Origin of the sequence: Oculatella sp. LEGE 06141 (genome assembly GCF_015207605.1) — a bacterium.
Classification (GTDB): Bacteria; Cyanobacteriota; Cyanobacteriia; order Elainellales; family Elainellaceae; genus Oculatella.
Window position 1 is genome coordinate 1 of the sequence record NZ_JADEWO010000064.1, and the last position, 14273, is coordinate 14273.

The window sequence follows — 14273 nt, forward strand, 5'->3', positions numbered from 1 at the left end:
AGCTGTTCTAATCGCATCATCAAGTAGCGCAAACTGAGTTGGATTACCTCTGAGCTTGGTTTCCAGAACAATCATGAGCGGCAAGACTCAAATCTTGTGGGCACACTTTACCATAAACAAGAGTACAAGCGTATGCAAAGATTGCGGCTGAGTCTGATAGATTATTGCCAATCTCCGCATCCGCTCCGATTGGCGCGGCATTCATCTCAGCACCGCTCTTCGGGACGGTGTGAACCTTCTGCCTGGAAAAGGTAAATTTTGATGACGTTGCCGTGAGCCAGCGACTTGGCTTTGCTAGCCTACAAAATAGGGATGTCTAAAATGCCGTCCACGTAGCTGAATAGCTGAGCGACTCCAGCGGGCTAAGTTATTAGCGGGCTAAGACGTTAAACCCACGGGCTTGCACACTAGTTTGTTGAACTGTACTGAACGGTAGAACCAATTGATTAAACGTATTTTCACTGGCAGCAAGAGCATGAACCACTTTTGCGATGAATGGATTCAGGAATGGTGCTTCGACAACGGCTGGACCGATCCGTTTAAGGATCGCTCACAATATTGGGCGTTTCCGCCGCATGGTGTCATGCCGCTCCCCATTCCAGTGCAAGCGCTTCGGCTGATTAAGTCTCAAAAGGGATTCAGTGTAGACGAGCAACGCTGGTGCTTGGCTGCGATCGCTACCGCTATATTTGCCGCTGCGTCCAGTTACGTTTTGGCGTCACCCATGCCGTTAGTCGCCGCATTTGGTTTCTGCGCCTTCACGGTGGCACAAATGGACGTTGAAGAAATTTAGCCGATTCGTTCTTATCTATCCGAATCAAGCCCAACCTGGATTGGGTTCACCCCACCCCTTCAACCGCGCCATGTGGGACTGGAAACGTTCTGCCGAAACTGTTCAACCACTTTATCCAAGCCAACTGCGCGTGATGCCTTAAACAACAGGCGATCGCCCTCCTGCACAATATCTTGCAACCGCTGAAGCACTGCTTCATGGCTGGTGAACTGCTCTGTAGCAGTTGGCTGCGCTCCGGCAGCCATAGCTACACTTTCGGCCTCATCTGCCAGAATAAGCAACGTATCCAGGTTGAGGTCGCGCACAACTGTACCCACTTGATGATGAAATTCGGGCGATCGTTCCCCTAATTCTTTCATCGTACCGAGTACGGCAATTCGGCGGTTTCCTGGCGTTTGTGCCAGCAGATGCAAAGCGGCCAGCATCGATTCCAATCCAGCATTGTAGGTTTCATCCAGCACAATAATGTCGTGCGGCAGTTCGTAGCGACGTGCCCGTCCCTGGGGTAACTCTACGCATAGTCCCTGAGCTAATGGCCACCAGGGCAGTTGCAGAGCCTGAACGACCGCCAGAGCCGCCAGATAATTCAGCGCATTGTGCTGTCCGGGTAGGGGTAGCGGTAACGTCATGCCGTTCACCTCCAGGGTTGTTGAATCGACCAGATCCCCCTTCACATCGCCCCCCGTTAAGCCAAAGGTGATCGTTTTCCCCTGCCAAATCCGATGTGCTGTTTGCATCAACCGCTGATTGTCGTAATTTAAAACAGCAATTCCATCTGGATTTAGCTCAGCTAGCATCTCACACTTGGCGGCGGCGATCGCTTGCTCTGATCCCAACCGACCAATATGAGCCGTTCCCACATTAGTAATCACCGCAACATCAGGATGAGCAATGTGGGTTAGCAAGGCGATTTCTCCTGCCGCTCGCATCCCCATTTCCACCACGGCATAACGGTGAGTCGCCTCTAGTTCCAGTAATGTTTTGGGCACGCCAATTTCGTTGTTGTAATTGGCCTGAGATTTCAGCACACTGCCCTGACGACCTAAAACGGCTGCAATCAATTCTTTGGTTGTCGTTTTTCCGACAGAACCCGTGACCGCCACCACGGGAATCTGAAACTGTTGCCGCCACCAGCGAGCGATCGACTGATACGCCGCCAACGTATCATCAACTTGCAGCAAAGGAAGATGATGCAGAGTTGACGCTGAAGCGCGATCGACGATCGCCACCAGTGCCCCCTGACGAATCGCTGTTTCAACAAACCCATGCCCATCAAAGCGATCGCCTCGCAGGGCAACAAAAATCTCTCCTGGTAAAATTGTGCGGCTATCCGTTGTAATTCCGGTGGCGATCGTCGCCAGAACCGCATCTGATACGTTAATCAGCGTTGCTGACAGGATTTCAGCCAACTGACCCGGTGTAACACTACAAACCATGCATTCATAGAGCAAACAGATTTAGCTGAAATCATACCGTGTAGCCTGCCCCACTCTAGAAACTATTCGCTTCTCCTTCCGTAGAATCCACAGGGTTGAATCAAAACAACGTACTTAACTTGACGGCACAACGTCTCGTTATTCAACCCTGAGATTTCACGGTTACTGTTTCAGATGGATCAGCACTAAACTACTGGTAATATCAGGGTTTTCGCTATTTGCAGGGCAATTGAGCCATTGATCCAGTCCTCAAGCTTTACTAAAGCTTCAACTCACGAGTGACGAAAATCACAATCTCTGATTAATTGGCTAAGTAGTATTAGATACACTAGATCTTGAGATGAAGAGATCGCCTCTTAAAGGTTGCTTGAAACGGATCAAATGTTCTGCATTTGTCAATCCCTTATTCTGGGCTTCAACGTGAGCGCTCAGCCGAACGGGACTTTAAAGCAATTCGGAAGTCCTCCATTGGGGGCTAAGCATCTGTGGCAAGCCTCCAAAAGGCGATTCGAGTTGCATTTAGCGCTTCTAAACCATCCCTTTAAATCAAACACGACAGGGCTAGGTAGCCCTATTTAGCTGCATCTACTTTCCCGTCCAGACTATATTCAGATTCCAACAGCTAAATCAACCATTATTCATAGTGACAGAACGTAGGAGCGCCAGAGCGTGGTGACTGCATTAACAGGTCGCTATAGCAATCGACAAATCACTCCCGAAGAGCAGAAGCTATACGATCATCTGCTTTACTGGATTGAGTTAGAGCCGCCTGCTGAAATGCTGGAGCGTTTCCGTCTGCTGTTCATCGATGGTACTCGCTATCCCGACAGCGAAATTACGGAGGCTCTGGATAAAGTAACCGCTTCAAAATTGGCACCTGAAGAATTTCGCTATGTCCTGAACCGCTGCTGTCACATTCTCATTAACCGCTGGCAGTCGCGATCGTCGTTTGTCATGGCGATCCCGCATCTCATTCGTCTGTTTGAAGCCATTCCTCCCTTTTCCGTCACAGGAATTCCGCGCGCGCGTTCCGTCCGTCGCCTGCGCGATCTCGTCACTCTGTTCACTCAATCTGAGCAATATTTGACGCTTTGTCGCCTTGCTCAAGTGTTGACCGAAGCGGCAGAAGTCAACACCACCTCAGGCACTCGACCGTTAGGCACGTTGATTCGTCGCTATCCCTATCTTTACGAGCATTGCTTGCTCAGTGACGACAGTACACGAGAACACCAGCTCACGGTTCGGCAGATTCAAGCAACCATGCAGCGCAAATTTGAAATTGACTTATCGCAGTACGTTACCTATCGGGTGCGATCGCAGCTTGCCGCACAGCCCAATCCTTCACAAGCGCAGCGCATCATTCAGCCTGTTACCAATCCAACCCTACTAGCCGATCAAGATCTCAGTCAGGCACTGAAACATTATGTTGGCCGGGTTGAAGGCTCTCGAACCCATCGAGATCTGGCTCATCACTTTCTCAGCCACAGCCGTCACACCTCGTCCTATCAAGCCTTTAAGGACGATTTATATCAGTACATCACCGCTTCAGTAGACGCTGAATACGGCAAACGCCAATTCAACAACCAGCTATATGCTCAATTGAAAAGTATGCTGCCCGACAGCAACAGCCAACCGCTCAACGATTTTTTACTCGTCCGCACCTGTAGTCAGCTTCTTAACTTTTTAATTGTGGACAACCCAGCCTACCCAAATCATTTTGTCTTTGTCGATCTGGTAATGAATCTGGGGCCAATTTCAACAACCGGCTTACTGCTAAAGATTGTGTTGCTCAGTCGCACCGTCAAACCCTATCTAGAACGCCGATTTTCAATTTTGTTTAACCACTACGAAGCGTACACCCGTGATGCTGTTGTGTGGTTAATCGAAGCGCTCGAGAATCTTAATCTGGCGCTCAGCGCTCATTTCGGCGCAATCGATTTATCCTTTATTCGGTAGCTGCTCCTATTTCAGTAAAATCTAGATAGGATAGGTCTATGGCAATGGGCAAAATTAAATCGGCAGAGTAGGAGAAACTAAACGGGAAATTTCCTGTAACCGTTACCTACACTGCAACTTCACCTGCACAAATGCGAAATCGTGTTAGTGTATCAGGTGGGAGATTGAACTCGGTGTAAGGCTGCACTTTCTATAATGGAATAGCGGAGTCGTTCTAGATTGCTGTAGCTCAATGTTGGTAGCTGGCTATCTGGCACTGATTTTCTAAACACCTCTCAAACCGTTGACACGATGCAAGCGGTGCCTTTTACATTGCGAGATAGGTTGTTGTCAATGGGCTTGATGCTGTAGATGCTCAGGCATCTACTGTTTAGGAGGCTAAACCTCTTACAGTGCTAACCTTTCCAAAGGCCAACACTGAATTAAAGCCGGAGTTGGTTTCGTTAGCCAATCGGTGTATGCGAGCAAACCTAAGAAAAGGAGATAAAGCATGACCCAAGTGGTCTTAGGAGAGAACGAAGGAATTGAATCAGCATTGCGTCGCTTTAAGCGCCAGGTTTCTAAAGCTGGCATTTTGGCAGACGTAAAAAGCCATCGCCATTTTGAAACTCCCCAAGAGAAGCGCAAGCGGAAAGCAGTTATGGCTCGACGTAAGCGGCGGTTCCGCTAGTAGCAATAGCCGGGTAATGGATCGTTTCTCCACACTACCCGTTGTGTGACATACGAAGCCCTAGCAGGGTTGCAGCTCGATTGTAGTGAGTCCGTTCATATGGGTAACTACTGTATTATCGTGCTAGAGTTTGTCATTTACTTCCTTAAAGGGGCGTTTTCGCGCCGATTAAATTATTGCTAAACATTATGGTGCGTAGGGGCATGGTATTTTGCCCCTACATTTTTTTTCTAAAGTTTCTGTAATTCGGTTAGAACTTGAACAAAAGTGTCAAGACTAGATAAGGCATAGAGTCCTAAAAATGATTGACGCAGGAACGCCTAACTAGTTGACTTGAACGACTCATCACTGCCATAGCCTATGCCGAGCAGCAAGACGGGGTAATTTCACACCCCAAAAGACTGCAATTTTGAACGTTGCATTAATCATTACTGGTTATGAAACCAGTTCTATGAATTCAGTGAAGTCTGCATAAGCAGGTCAACCACCAAGACGCCCTTTGCCGCAGGAGAAGATTGTTATGAGTAGTGCTATTCCAGAGCTAAACAACATCGGCCAACGGCTGATGAGCTTGGAGAGACAGAAAAAACCTAAAATGCTAGTGGTAGATGATGAACCAGACAACCTCGATCTGCTTTATCGCACCTTTCGACGTGACTTCAACGTGCTGCGGGCTGAAAGTGGCGTTGTCGCGTTAGAAGTTCTAGCTACAGAAGGAGAGGTTGCGGTCATCATCTCAGACCAGCGCATGCCAGAAATGAAAGGCACTGAATTTTTGAGCAAAACGGTGCCTCAGTTTCCTAACACAATGCGGATCATCCTCACCGGCTTTACTGATGTTGAAGATCTGGTAGAAGCGATCAATTCTGGACAGGTTTATAAATACATTACTAAACCCTGGGATCCAAACGAACTCAAGGCGGTTGTACAGCGTGCGGCTGAAACATACGAACTCTTGAAGCAGCGCACAGAGGAGCTGCGGCGGGCACAGGCTCAAACTGCTTTGCTCAGCGCTATCGTCCAGGTCGCTCGGCAGGCATCCTGCACGGAAGACTGTCTTACTCCGATCGCTGCTGCCTTTGGTGAAAACTTTGCCGTTGATGGCTGCATTTTACAATTGGTCGAAAATAAATCATTGAGCGCGGCTCAAGGGGTGTATAGCCCTGAGGGTGATCTGCAAAACTGGCTGGCGCACGATCCGCTCACTCAAGAGGCGATCGCAACGCAAACAATGCAACTAGCCGTCAATGTTGCCTCTGATGCGGCATTGGCGCAAGTCCAGCACTATAGCGATTCTGGGGTGCAAGCCCATTTCCTGATTCCCATCACCTTCCATGATCAGGTTATTGCCGTACTGTCGCTTCAGTGGAAACAACCCTTCTCGCTCCAGGAAGATGAGTTGGCGCTGATGCATCTCTCTGCCCAGCAAGTTGCTATGGCGCTAACCTGCACTCGTCATCTTCACGCAGTTGTGTAGGATGAAGTAGGAACTTTCAACGCCTACTTCTGCTTTGTGACGATTTCTCCTACAGCTCAACCGATCCAACAGTTATTCGATCGCATTGCCCCAAACTATGACCAGCTCAATGACTGGCTTAGTTTGGGGCTGCATCGCGTGTGGAAGCAAATGGCAGTCCAGTGGAGTAATCCAGCGTTAGGAACAACCTGTCTGGATGTTTGCTGTGGCAGCGGTGATTTAGCGCGACTGCTAGCACGTCGGGTTGGCCCAACAGGGCAGGTCTTTGGAATTGATTTTTCGTCTGCCCAACTAGCGATCGCACGGCAGCGGACGCAGCAATGCGTTACGCCCCTACCGATTACCTGGGTAGAGGGGGATGCCTTAAATCTGCCGTTCAACGCGAACTCTTTTGACGCGGCTACGATGGGCTACGGGTTACGCAACGTGGTCGATATTCCTGCCAGCCTGAAGGAACTTCATCGTGTGCTAAAACCTGGCGCAACCGTTGCTATTCTAGATTTTCATCGCCCAACCAATAGCTACTTACGTGGATTTCAACAGTGGTATTTAGATACGATTGTTGTGCCTACTGCCCAGCAATTGGGCATCGGTGATGACTACGCTTATATTGCTCCCAGCCTGGATCGCTTTCCCAGCAGTTCAGAACAAATTCAGCTAGCAAAACACGCTGGATTTACCCCGGTCACGCATTACGCGATCGCGGGTGGCATCATGGGAGTGTTAGTTGCCGTCAAACCAAGTATCGGTTAACTTCACGGCCTGTTAGTGAATCAACATCTTTCAGTATCTCAACCTGTAACCTTAACTCCTACCCTTTTGGTCTTTAACCATTAGTCCCCTGGATGGACATTTCCACGCTTTTATACCTGCTTGCCCCTCCCGTCGTTGGTGGAATCATCGGGTATTTCACCAATGATTTAGCTATTAAAATGCTCTTCCGCCCCTATAGGGCACTTTATCTAGGAGGCCGGAAGCTTCCGTTTACTCCGGGTTTAATTCCAAGTAACCAGGAGCGTCTGGCGAAGCGAGTGGCAGATACCATCATGGGATCGCTACTGACTCCAGCAGAACTACAAAACCTGGCGCGGCGGCTACTAGAAACGGAGCGAATTCAGGCTGCCATTCTTTGGCTCTTAAAACTAGCGTTAGACCAAATTCAAGTTGACAACCAACAGAAGACCGCCAAAATTTTGGCGAACATTCTGAGAGACTTCTTGGGTCAGTCGTTACCTCGGTTGGTAAAGGTCTTGGCCCGCCGTGAAGACTTTCTAGAAACGCAGCTTAATCAAATATTTGACCAGGTTTTACTCGATTTTCAGTTAAGTGAGGCGCAAGCAGACCAGCTTTCTAGCTGGCTGTTGCAGGTGGTTTTACCGCCTGATGTGTTACGGCAAACCATTATTGATTTTTTGACCGATCGCAACATTCAAGTCATTGATGAAGGCTTTCGCGAGAAAACAAGCGGTACTTACTGGGTGGTCGCTAACCTGTTTGGGCTACGCAACTCTCTCACCCGTTTGCGAACCTACTGCCTGGACGAACGAGAAGCCAGCAACATTCGCCTAGCCGAACTGATTGAATCGCTGGGGGTTAAAACACGGCTGAAGGAATGGTTGCAAAACATCTCCTTGCAAAATCTTCCCGTTTCAACCGTGAGGCAATTACGCAAAACCATGCGTGATACAGTTCGAGTCTATATTCAAACTCGTGGCACAGAAGTGCTTCAGGGATTGAGCGATTCGATTGATTGGGACAATATTGCTTCCTTGTTTTTGGGTCGTCTTCGCACGTCTCCAGCCGTTACCAGTTCGTTGGAACCCGTTAGTAGGGAACTGGCGCTCGTGCTAGAACGTTACTTAGAACGAGATCTGGAAACGCTAGTGGCCAGAGCCATCCCAATCTTGAATATTGACCAGGTCATCATCGAACGGGTAAGAGCCACCTCACCCAACGACCTGGAATCAGCAATTCAAGGTATTGTCAAAAACGAATTGCAGGCGATCGTGAACCTGGGAGGGTTTTTAGGATTTTTTATTGGCTTACTGCAAGCGGCCATTTTGCTGTTGCGATAGGAGACACAACCCTTGAAGAATGCTCAATACACGCAAAATTTGCCAGCTTTACTGATTGGAAGTATTGCGGCAATCTTGCTATTCGTCGGACTAAATTCGTTTACTATCATCAACCCTGGCGAAGCTGGTGTGATCAGCATTCTAGGTAAAGCAAGAGACGGAGCTATGCTGGAAGGCATTCACATCAAGCCACCGTTTGTGAGTAAGGTGGACGTGTATGATGTCACCGTGCAAAAATTTGAAGTGCCAGCTCAAAGCTCTACGCGGGATTTGCAAGATCTGACGGCTAGTTTTGCTATTAACTTTCGGCTTGATCCCGCCCGAGTTGTTGAAATCCGCCGCAAGCAAGGCACATTGCAAAACCTGGTTTCAAAAGTGATTGCGCCCCAAACGCAAGAGGCGTTCAAAATTGCCGCAGCCAGACGAACGGCAGAAGAAGCGATTACGCGGCGCACCGAGTTGAAAGAAGATTTTGACGTTGCTCTTAGTGGCCGACTAGAAAAATATGCTGTGATTGTGCTGGATACCAGCGTTGTTGATCTGCGGTTCTCGACGGAATTTGCCAGAGCAGTAGAAGAAAAGCAAATTGCTGAACAACGTGCCCAGCGTGCCGTGTATGTGGCTAAAGAAGCCGAACAGGACGCGCAAGCTGATGTGAACCGTGCCAAAGGTAGGGCAGAAGCACAACGGCTATTGGCCGAAACCCTAAAAGCAGCCGGGGGTGAACTGGTGTTACAGAAGGAGGCGATCGAAGCTTGGCGACAGGGCGGCGCACAGATGCCCAACGTTCTGGTACTGGGCAGCGACTCACCCGGAGTTCCCTTCTTGTTTAACCTGGGCAATGCCCAAACCGAACCAGGTTCAAGCTGAGCCATCTAGCAGCCAGGTATTGATGCAGAAAACCGAGCCTTTCTAACCTGAAATGGCTCGGTTTATCTTTATTTAATTTGGCAACGCTGAATAGACTAGGCTTGCTTGTTCAGGAATCCTTGAACTTGCTTCAAAGCAACTTGCCCAATATTGTAAATTGCCCAACTTCCAGCAATCAGAATAGGCATTAAAACGATCAAAAGACGCCAATCCACAGTAAAGTCCTCCCCTTGAAGATTTATAAAACTCTTCTCATATTTCTATTTTGCGCTGAATTGGTCGATTTTTCCAGGTCTCCTGCTGCAATTTGTTGCAGTTTTTGATGGCAAAGGGGGCGACACTAAAAATCGATCGGGCGCTCGGAGTCAGATAGGGTGCGATAAGGGTCGCGTCTGCCGTACTGAATGGCTAGCGCTTAAATCCCAGATCAGTTCCTTTTCCAGCATGAACTAGCGCCAGTTTTTCATACTTGCGGGCATGTTCAACCAGATCTGCCGCTTCTGCTTCCGATACCGGACGTAACACCTTGGCTGGAGTACCAACCACGAGCGATCGCGCTGGCACATCTTTGGTGACCACCGCACCGGCTCCAACAATGCTGCCCTCACCTACGGTTATGCCATTAAGGACGATCGCCCCAATGCCAATCAAGCTGCCAGATTGAATATGGGCACTATGAATGACCGCTCGATGACCCACTGTGACATAATCATCTAGAACAGTAACCTGTCCCGGATCGCCATGCAGGACAGCCCCGTCTTGCACATTGGTGCTTTGACCGATAACAATTCGCTCAACATCACCCCGAATGGTAACCCCATACCAGATGCTGACCCCACATGCGACTTCTACCTGTCCCATCACCACTGCATTCGGTGCCACAAAGGCGGCACGTGACAGATCGGGGGGTTGCCAATAGGCAAGATAGGGAAAATCGGGGGTTGAGGCAGGTTCAGGACGCGAATGTTGGGGTAAATCTTGAAACTGGTTCACTATTCTTCCTGTGAAGACGACAGAATGCCCGTAGAATTTGCGTTGAGGGCACAACACCCCCAGTTATAATAGAGACCACTGGAATTGGCACATGGAGCCTATGCTGGTAACAATTGCATGATGAACCCAGCCCTACAGTATCCAATCTTTGGACCAGAAATTCAGTGCCCTCACTGCCGTCAGACGATTCCGGCATTAACGCTGACAGACACTTACCTATGTCAGCGTCACGGGGCATTTGAAGCCAATCCGAAGACAGGCGAGCTTATCCATCTTCAGTCAGGGCGGCACTGGCGTCAATGGAACAATGAGTGGTATCGCCAACACACGCACCCGGACGGTATTCGTTTCGAAATTCACGAAGCGTTGGATCGACTCTACACGCAAGGCTACCGAGCCACCCGCGTGATTATTGCCCAACGCTATAAAGACCTGATCAGCACTTACTTAGAGCGCAGCACCCCCTGGCGAGGTCAGCCGGATTCGCCGCGTCCGCGTTTGTACGGACTGCCGGTAGAGTTCAGCCCCGATCCTCAAGATGAACCGTGCTGGGATGTGATTAATTTTGACCTGGAAAAGGAACCGGGCGCACCCGTTCGATACCCTTATTTTCGGTTGTTTGAATAAGTCTTGCGCTTTTGGCCTTGCAGGACACAGGTGAAACGTTATGCACCATGCTTCGATTCGTACGGCTAACATTCACCGTGCGATCGCTTTTTATGAACAGCTTGGCTTTACCGTCTGCGAGCGATTTACAGCAGGCATAACCCTGGCTTGCTGGATGGAGGGCTTAGGGGGGCGCATTGAACTGCTCCAGGTACCGCAGCCCCGCCCGGCTGCGGATGCGTTTGCAGACGAGCACTATACCGGGTATTACCATCTCTCGTTTGATTTAACAAATGTTGTCAACGATCTGCCGGACTGGCTAGCCGAGTTAAGACGTAAATTTGAGACTGCCGCGCAAGAGTCAGAACAAGTTAAGCCGTTGCAGACGCTGCTTGAACCGACCCAGCAGATGATTGGCGATCGCATCTATGAAGTTACGTTTATTGCCGATGCAGACGGTTTACCGCTTGAGTTTTTGCGGCTAATGGGGGAACTTCCTGCTCCACAGTAAGTCTGGAATTAGGGAAATCCTGGTAGCGCTGTAAACCGTTCTAATGAATTGAAACAGTTAAAATTATATGTAGAAGTTTGCCCTCTCCTCAGAAAGTTGGGCTAACGTAGCTGTTTATAACCATGTTGGTTGATTCAAAATATCTCTTATGGAATCTAGTAGTCAAGCAGATAGTCCTGCCGAACGAACCTCTCAGAGGCTTGCAAACATTATCGGCACGTTCATCGCGCTATTGACGCTGACTATTCCGATCTTCTCGATCGCCTACTTCTCCTCTAGCGATACCTGGCAGCCTCCTGCTTATTTGATCCCCAGATCTAGAGATAGCAGAAATTGATGACATTGATGATATTAATGACGTTGTAGATCGCAACCGCAGGGCACCCACCGCGCGTCGATGCCATCACGGTGAGCCGTATGCAGTCTTTCCCAAACTGATGGACATCGAGATCCGGTTGGGTAGAGGTTCGGCTTGAAAAAATAAGCCGATACGGTTTGTGCTTGCTGTTTACCGTGTTCGCCTAAAATGCTATTTCGAAGGGCAGTGGAATTTAGCAGCGGGTTCTCTCCTCTGTTAAGCTTCACACTGTACCGCAGTTACTAATTTATTTGGAGACACACTGTGGAGTTATCTCGCATTCCTGCCCAACCCAAGCCGGGACTGATCAATGTTTTGATTGAAATTCCCGCTGGCAGCAAGAATAAATACGAGTTTGATAAAGATCTGCAAGCATTTGCGCTGGATCGGGTGCTGTATGCCTCTGTGCAGTATCCCTACGACTATGGCTTTATTCCCAACACCCTGGCTGACGATGGCGATCCGCTGGATGGCATGGTGCTGATGGATCAGCCAACCTTTCCTGGATGCGTCATCACAGCTCGCCCGATTGGCATGCTGGAAATGATTGATGGTGGCGATCGCGACGAGAAGCTTCTTTGTGTTCCCGACAAAGACCCACGCTATGTCAACGTCAAATCACTCCAAGATATTGCGCCTCACCGTCTGGAAGAAATTGCAGAATTCTTTAGAACTTACAAAAACCTTGAGAAAAAAGTCACTGAAATTTTAGGCTGGAAAGATGTCGATCAGGTGGCTCCACTGATTGAAGCCTGTGTTAAGGCAGCAAAGTAATCTGCAATTCAGTAATACAATAGGCATAACAGGCTTGGCTGCATCTCAGTTTCTACTGTTACTTTGATTGACTGTCTTTGCGATCAGGCTCCTTCTGGTCATGAGGCTATGTCATGCCATGCAAAGCATTAGCACCCTAACAACTAGGTTTCGTCCTATTTTGTGCTAATGCTTTGTTTCTATTTTTAGATTGGGATGTATGGTGGTTCACCCGTCAAATTACTGAGTTGTTATGGCAATTTGATGACATTACTGGCGATCGCTGTATTGATCTTCTTTCAAGACAGCCGTTGCTTAAACCAGATGATACGGGAACCATGAGAATGTTGAGCCGGCTAGCCACGCTTTCGTTGGACGCTAGTCTGCCAGCCGCTTCGTTTAAATTCTGCCGTTACTAGCCGCTCAGCAACGGTTTATCCATTAAAAATGTCAGGCTTTGACTCCCTACCCCCCAATCAGGAGACTATGAGCGATAGCGCTCAGGCTGCAACGGATGCCACACAGTCGTTTGTGGTTCGCTTTTGGGGAGTGCGAGGAAGCATTCCCACTCCTGGAATTGAAATGGTTCGATATGGTGGCAATACGGCCTGTGTCGAACTGCAAGTTGCTGGAAAGCGCCTTATTTTTGACGGCGGCACAGGGCTGCGGGTGCTAGGAAAGCATTTAGTCAACTCGATGCCGCTTGAAGCGCACCTGTTTTTTACCCATACCCACTGGGATCGAATCCAAGGCTTTCCGTTTTTTGTGCCAGCGTTTATTGAAGGCAATTCCTTCGACATTTACGGGGCGATCGGGCCTAATGGTGCATCTATCAAGCAACGGTTAAGCGACCAAATGCTTCGACCCAATTTTCCTGTACCGCTTCAGGTCATGCGCTCGGAGCTGCGGTTTCACGACATTGCCCCAGCCTCGGTCATTCTGTTGGATGACATCGTTATTGACACCATTTCGCTCAACCGTCCCAACGGCGCATTGGGCTACCGAGTGACCTGGAATGGGCACTCGGTGGTATACGCAACCGACACCGAACATTCTCCCGGTTATATCGATCAGGGGTTGCTGTATTTGGCAGATCAAGCCGATTTGCTGATTTATGATGCAGCTTACACCGATTATGTTTACTCCGACCCGCAGATGGCGATCGCCTCAGAAACATCCGCCATCTGGTATTCTGGCGTCGAAGTTGCCAGTGCGGCCAACGTCAAGCGAGTCGTTTTGTTTCACCATGACCCAGGCCATGAGGATGACTATCTCGACCAGGTTGAAGCCGATATTCAATCCAACTCGCCCCATGTCTGTTTAGCTCGGGAGGGCATGACGCTAGAGCTAGTTTAGATACAAGAATGGTGATATGAAGGCTCCCGGCGGGTTGAGCCGCTCGATTAGAGCATTTGTTGAGCAATTAACTCTGTAAAGAACTCAATACAAATAACTAATAGCGGAAAGGCAATTCCTAAAAGACCCACCCAAACTGAAATCTGTTTGATGAGCCAGAGTAACGCTTTTAGGAGCAGGTTGGTGGGATTACCCAGCAACCAGAACAGATGAGTGCCGATTCCGGTCAGCAAGGAACCACCAACACCCATCGGTAAGCTAATCAAAAACCAGGTTTGGAAGCGATCGCCCGGTGTGACTAGCTCAATCAACGGCAGAATTGTAAAGCAGATCAGTTCCAGGGTGAGCCAGATACCCAGACAGGTCAGAATATCTTTCTTGACCTGCTCTTGAGCAACAATGTTGGTAGCCATAGCCAG

At 49.1% G+C, this 14273-nt stretch carries 15 protein-coding genes; 11 read left to right on the forward strand and 4 right to left on the reverse strand.

What is annotated here, in order from left to right:
• The first annotated feature begins 475 nt into the window (after nucleotides 1–475).
• Entirely contained in the window at nucleotides 476–793 is a 318-nt protein-coding gene (locus tag IQ268_RS26970) for a hypothetical protein (protein WP_193885702.1), read from the forward strand.
• Nucleotides 794–852: 59 nt separating this feature from the next.
• Here the strand turns inward: IQ268_RS26970 and murF are convergent, their stop codons facing one another.
• On the reverse strand, nucleotides 853–2229 hold the full coding sequence (gene murF / locus IQ268_RS26975; RefSeq protein ID WP_193885704.1) for a UDP-N-acetylmuramoyl-tripeptide--D-alanyl-D-alanine ligase: 1377 nt from the start codon (nucleotides 2227–2229) through the stop codon (nucleotides 853–855).
• Between the two features lie 669 nt (nucleotides 2230–2898).
• Here murF and IQ268_RS26980 point away from each other — a divergent pair.
• From IQ268_RS26980 to IQ268_RS27005, 6 genes are all read left to right on the forward strand, one after another.
• Nucleotides 2899–4185 (forward strand): hypothetical protein, encoded by a 1287-nt coding sequence (locus IQ268_RS26980; RefSeq protein WP_228035768.1) that lies wholly within the window; start codon nucleotides 2899–2901, stop codon nucleotides 4183–4185.
• A 490-nt stretch (nucleotides 4186–4675) separates the two neighbouring features.
• On the forward strand, nucleotides 4676–4855 hold the full coding sequence (gene rpsU / locus IQ268_RS26985; RefSeq protein ID WP_193885706.1) for a 30S ribosomal protein S21: 180 nt from the start codon (nucleotides 4676–4678) through the stop codon (nucleotides 4853–4855).
• Between the two features lie 520 nt (nucleotides 4856–5375).
• On the forward strand, nucleotides 5376–6332 hold the full coding sequence (locus IQ268_RS26990; protein WP_193885708.1) for a response regulator: 957 nt from the start codon (nucleotides 5376–5378) through the stop codon (nucleotides 6330–6332).
• A 36-nt stretch (nucleotides 6333–6368) separates the two neighbouring features.
• Complete coding sequence (ubiE, locus tag IQ268_RS26995; RefSeq protein ID WP_339383629.1) at nucleotides 6369–7085, forward strand: bifunctional demethylmenaquinone methyltransferase/2-methoxy-6-polyprenyl-1,4-benzoquinol methylase UbiE; 717 nt, start codon at nucleotides 6369–6371, stop codon at nucleotides 7083–7085.
• 92 nt (nucleotides 7086–7177) lie between these two features.
• Nucleotides 7178–8407, forward strand: coding sequence for a DUF445 domain-containing protein (locus IQ268_RS27000; protein WP_193885710.1), 1230 nt, complete (start codon nucleotides 7178–7180; stop codon nucleotides 8405–8407).
• A gap of 12 nt (nucleotides 8408–8419) precedes the next feature.
• Nucleotides 8420–9277, forward strand: a complete 858-nt coding sequence (locus tag IQ268_RS27005; RefSeq protein WP_193885712.1) for a prohibitin family protein — start codon at nucleotides 8420–8422, stop codon at nucleotides 9275–9277.
• Between the two features lie 95 nt (nucleotides 9278–9372).
• Here IQ268_RS27005 and IQ268_RS27010 read toward each other — a convergent pair whose 3' ends face one another.
• Together IQ268_RS27010 and IQ268_RS27015 are read right to left on the reverse strand one after the other, a co-directional pair.
• Nucleotides 9373–9492, reverse strand: a complete 120-nt coding sequence (locus IQ268_RS27010) for a photosystem II protein Y (RefSeq protein WP_193885714.1) — start codon at nucleotides 9490–9492, stop codon at nucleotides 9373–9375.
• Between the two features lie 193 nt (nucleotides 9493–9685).
• Entirely contained in the window at nucleotides 9686–10177 is a 492-nt protein-coding gene (locus IQ268_RS27015; protein WP_228035772.1) for a gamma carbonic anhydrase family protein, read from the reverse strand.
• Nucleotides 10178–10387: 210 nt separating this feature from the next.
• Here IQ268_RS27015 and IQ268_RS27020 point away from each other — a divergent pair, with 210 nt between their 5' ends.
• The 4 genes from IQ268_RS27020 (at nucleotide 10388) to IQ268_RS27035 (ending at nucleotide 13854) form a co-directional block, all read left to right on the forward strand.
• Entirely contained in the window at nucleotides 10388–10897 is a 510-nt protein-coding gene (locus tag IQ268_RS27020; RefSeq protein ID WP_193885717.1) for a TIGR02652 family protein, read from the forward strand.
• 40 nt (nucleotides 10898–10937) lie between these two features.
• Nucleotides 10938–11387 carry a VOC family protein gene (locus tag IQ268_RS27025; protein ID WP_193885719.1) on the forward strand — a complete coding sequence of 150 codons (450 nt, stop codon included), beginning with the start codon at nucleotides 10938–10940 and terminating at the stop codon, nucleotides 11385–11387.
• A gap of 622 nt (nucleotides 11388–12009) precedes the next feature.
• Nucleotides 12010–12519 (forward strand): inorganic diphosphatase, encoded by a 510-nt coding sequence (locus IQ268_RS27030; RefSeq protein WP_193885721.1) that lies wholly within the window; start codon nucleotides 12010–12012, stop codon nucleotides 12517–12519.
• A gap of 465 nt (nucleotides 12520–12984) precedes the next feature.
• Complete coding sequence (locus IQ268_RS27035) at nucleotides 12985–13854, forward strand: MBL fold metallo-hydrolase (protein ID WP_228035769.1); 870 nt, start codon at nucleotides 12985–12987, stop codon at nucleotides 13852–13854.
• Nucleotides 13855–13901: 47 nt separating this feature from the next.
• Here IQ268_RS27035 and IQ268_RS27040 read toward each other — a convergent pair whose 3' ends face one another.
• Nucleotides 13902–14267 carry a hypothetical protein gene (locus IQ268_RS27040; protein ID WP_193885725.1) on the reverse strand — a complete coding sequence of 122 codons (366 nt, stop codon included), beginning with the start codon at nucleotides 14265–14267 and terminating at the stop codon, nucleotides 13902–13904.
• Nucleotides 14268–14273: the final 6 nt, after the last annotated feature.

Bases quoted from the DNA above. Each gene is read 5' to 3' on its own strand.
- IQ268_RS27035 (WP_228035769.1), top strand. From the start codon at position 12,985: ATGAGCGATAGCGCTCAGGCTGCAACGGATGCCACACAGTCGTTTGTG.
- murF (WP_193885704.1), bottom strand. From the start codon at position 2,229: ATGGTTTGTAGTGTTACACCGGGTCAGTTGGCTGAAATCCTGTCAGCA.
- IQ268_RS26990 (WP_193885708.1), top strand. From the start codon at position 5,376: ATGAGTAGTGCTATTCCAGAGCTAAACAACATCGGCCAACGGCTGATG.
- IQ268_RS27025 (WP_193885719.1), top strand. From the start codon at position 10,938: ATGCACCATGCTTCGATTCGTACGGCTAACATTCACCGTGCGATCGCT.
- IQ268_RS27040 (WP_193885725.1), bottom strand. From the start codon at position 14,267: ATGGCTACCAACATTGTTGCTCAAGAGCAGGTCAAGAAAGATATTCTG.
- rpsU (WP_193885706.1), top strand. From the start codon at position 4,676: ATGACCCAAGTGGTCTTAGGAGAGAACGAAGGAATTGAATCAGCATTG.
- IQ268_RS27000 (WP_193885710.1), top strand. From the start codon at position 7,178: ATGGACATTTCCACGCTTTTATACCTGCTTGCCCCTCCCGTCGTTGGT.
- IQ268_RS26970 (WP_193885702.1), top strand. From the start codon at position 476: ATGAACCACTTTTGCGATGAATGGATTCAGGAATGGTGCTTCGACAAC.
- IQ268_RS27020 (WP_193885717.1), top strand. From the start codon at position 10,388: ATGATGAACCCAGCCCTACAGTATCCAATCTTTGGACCAGAAATTCAG.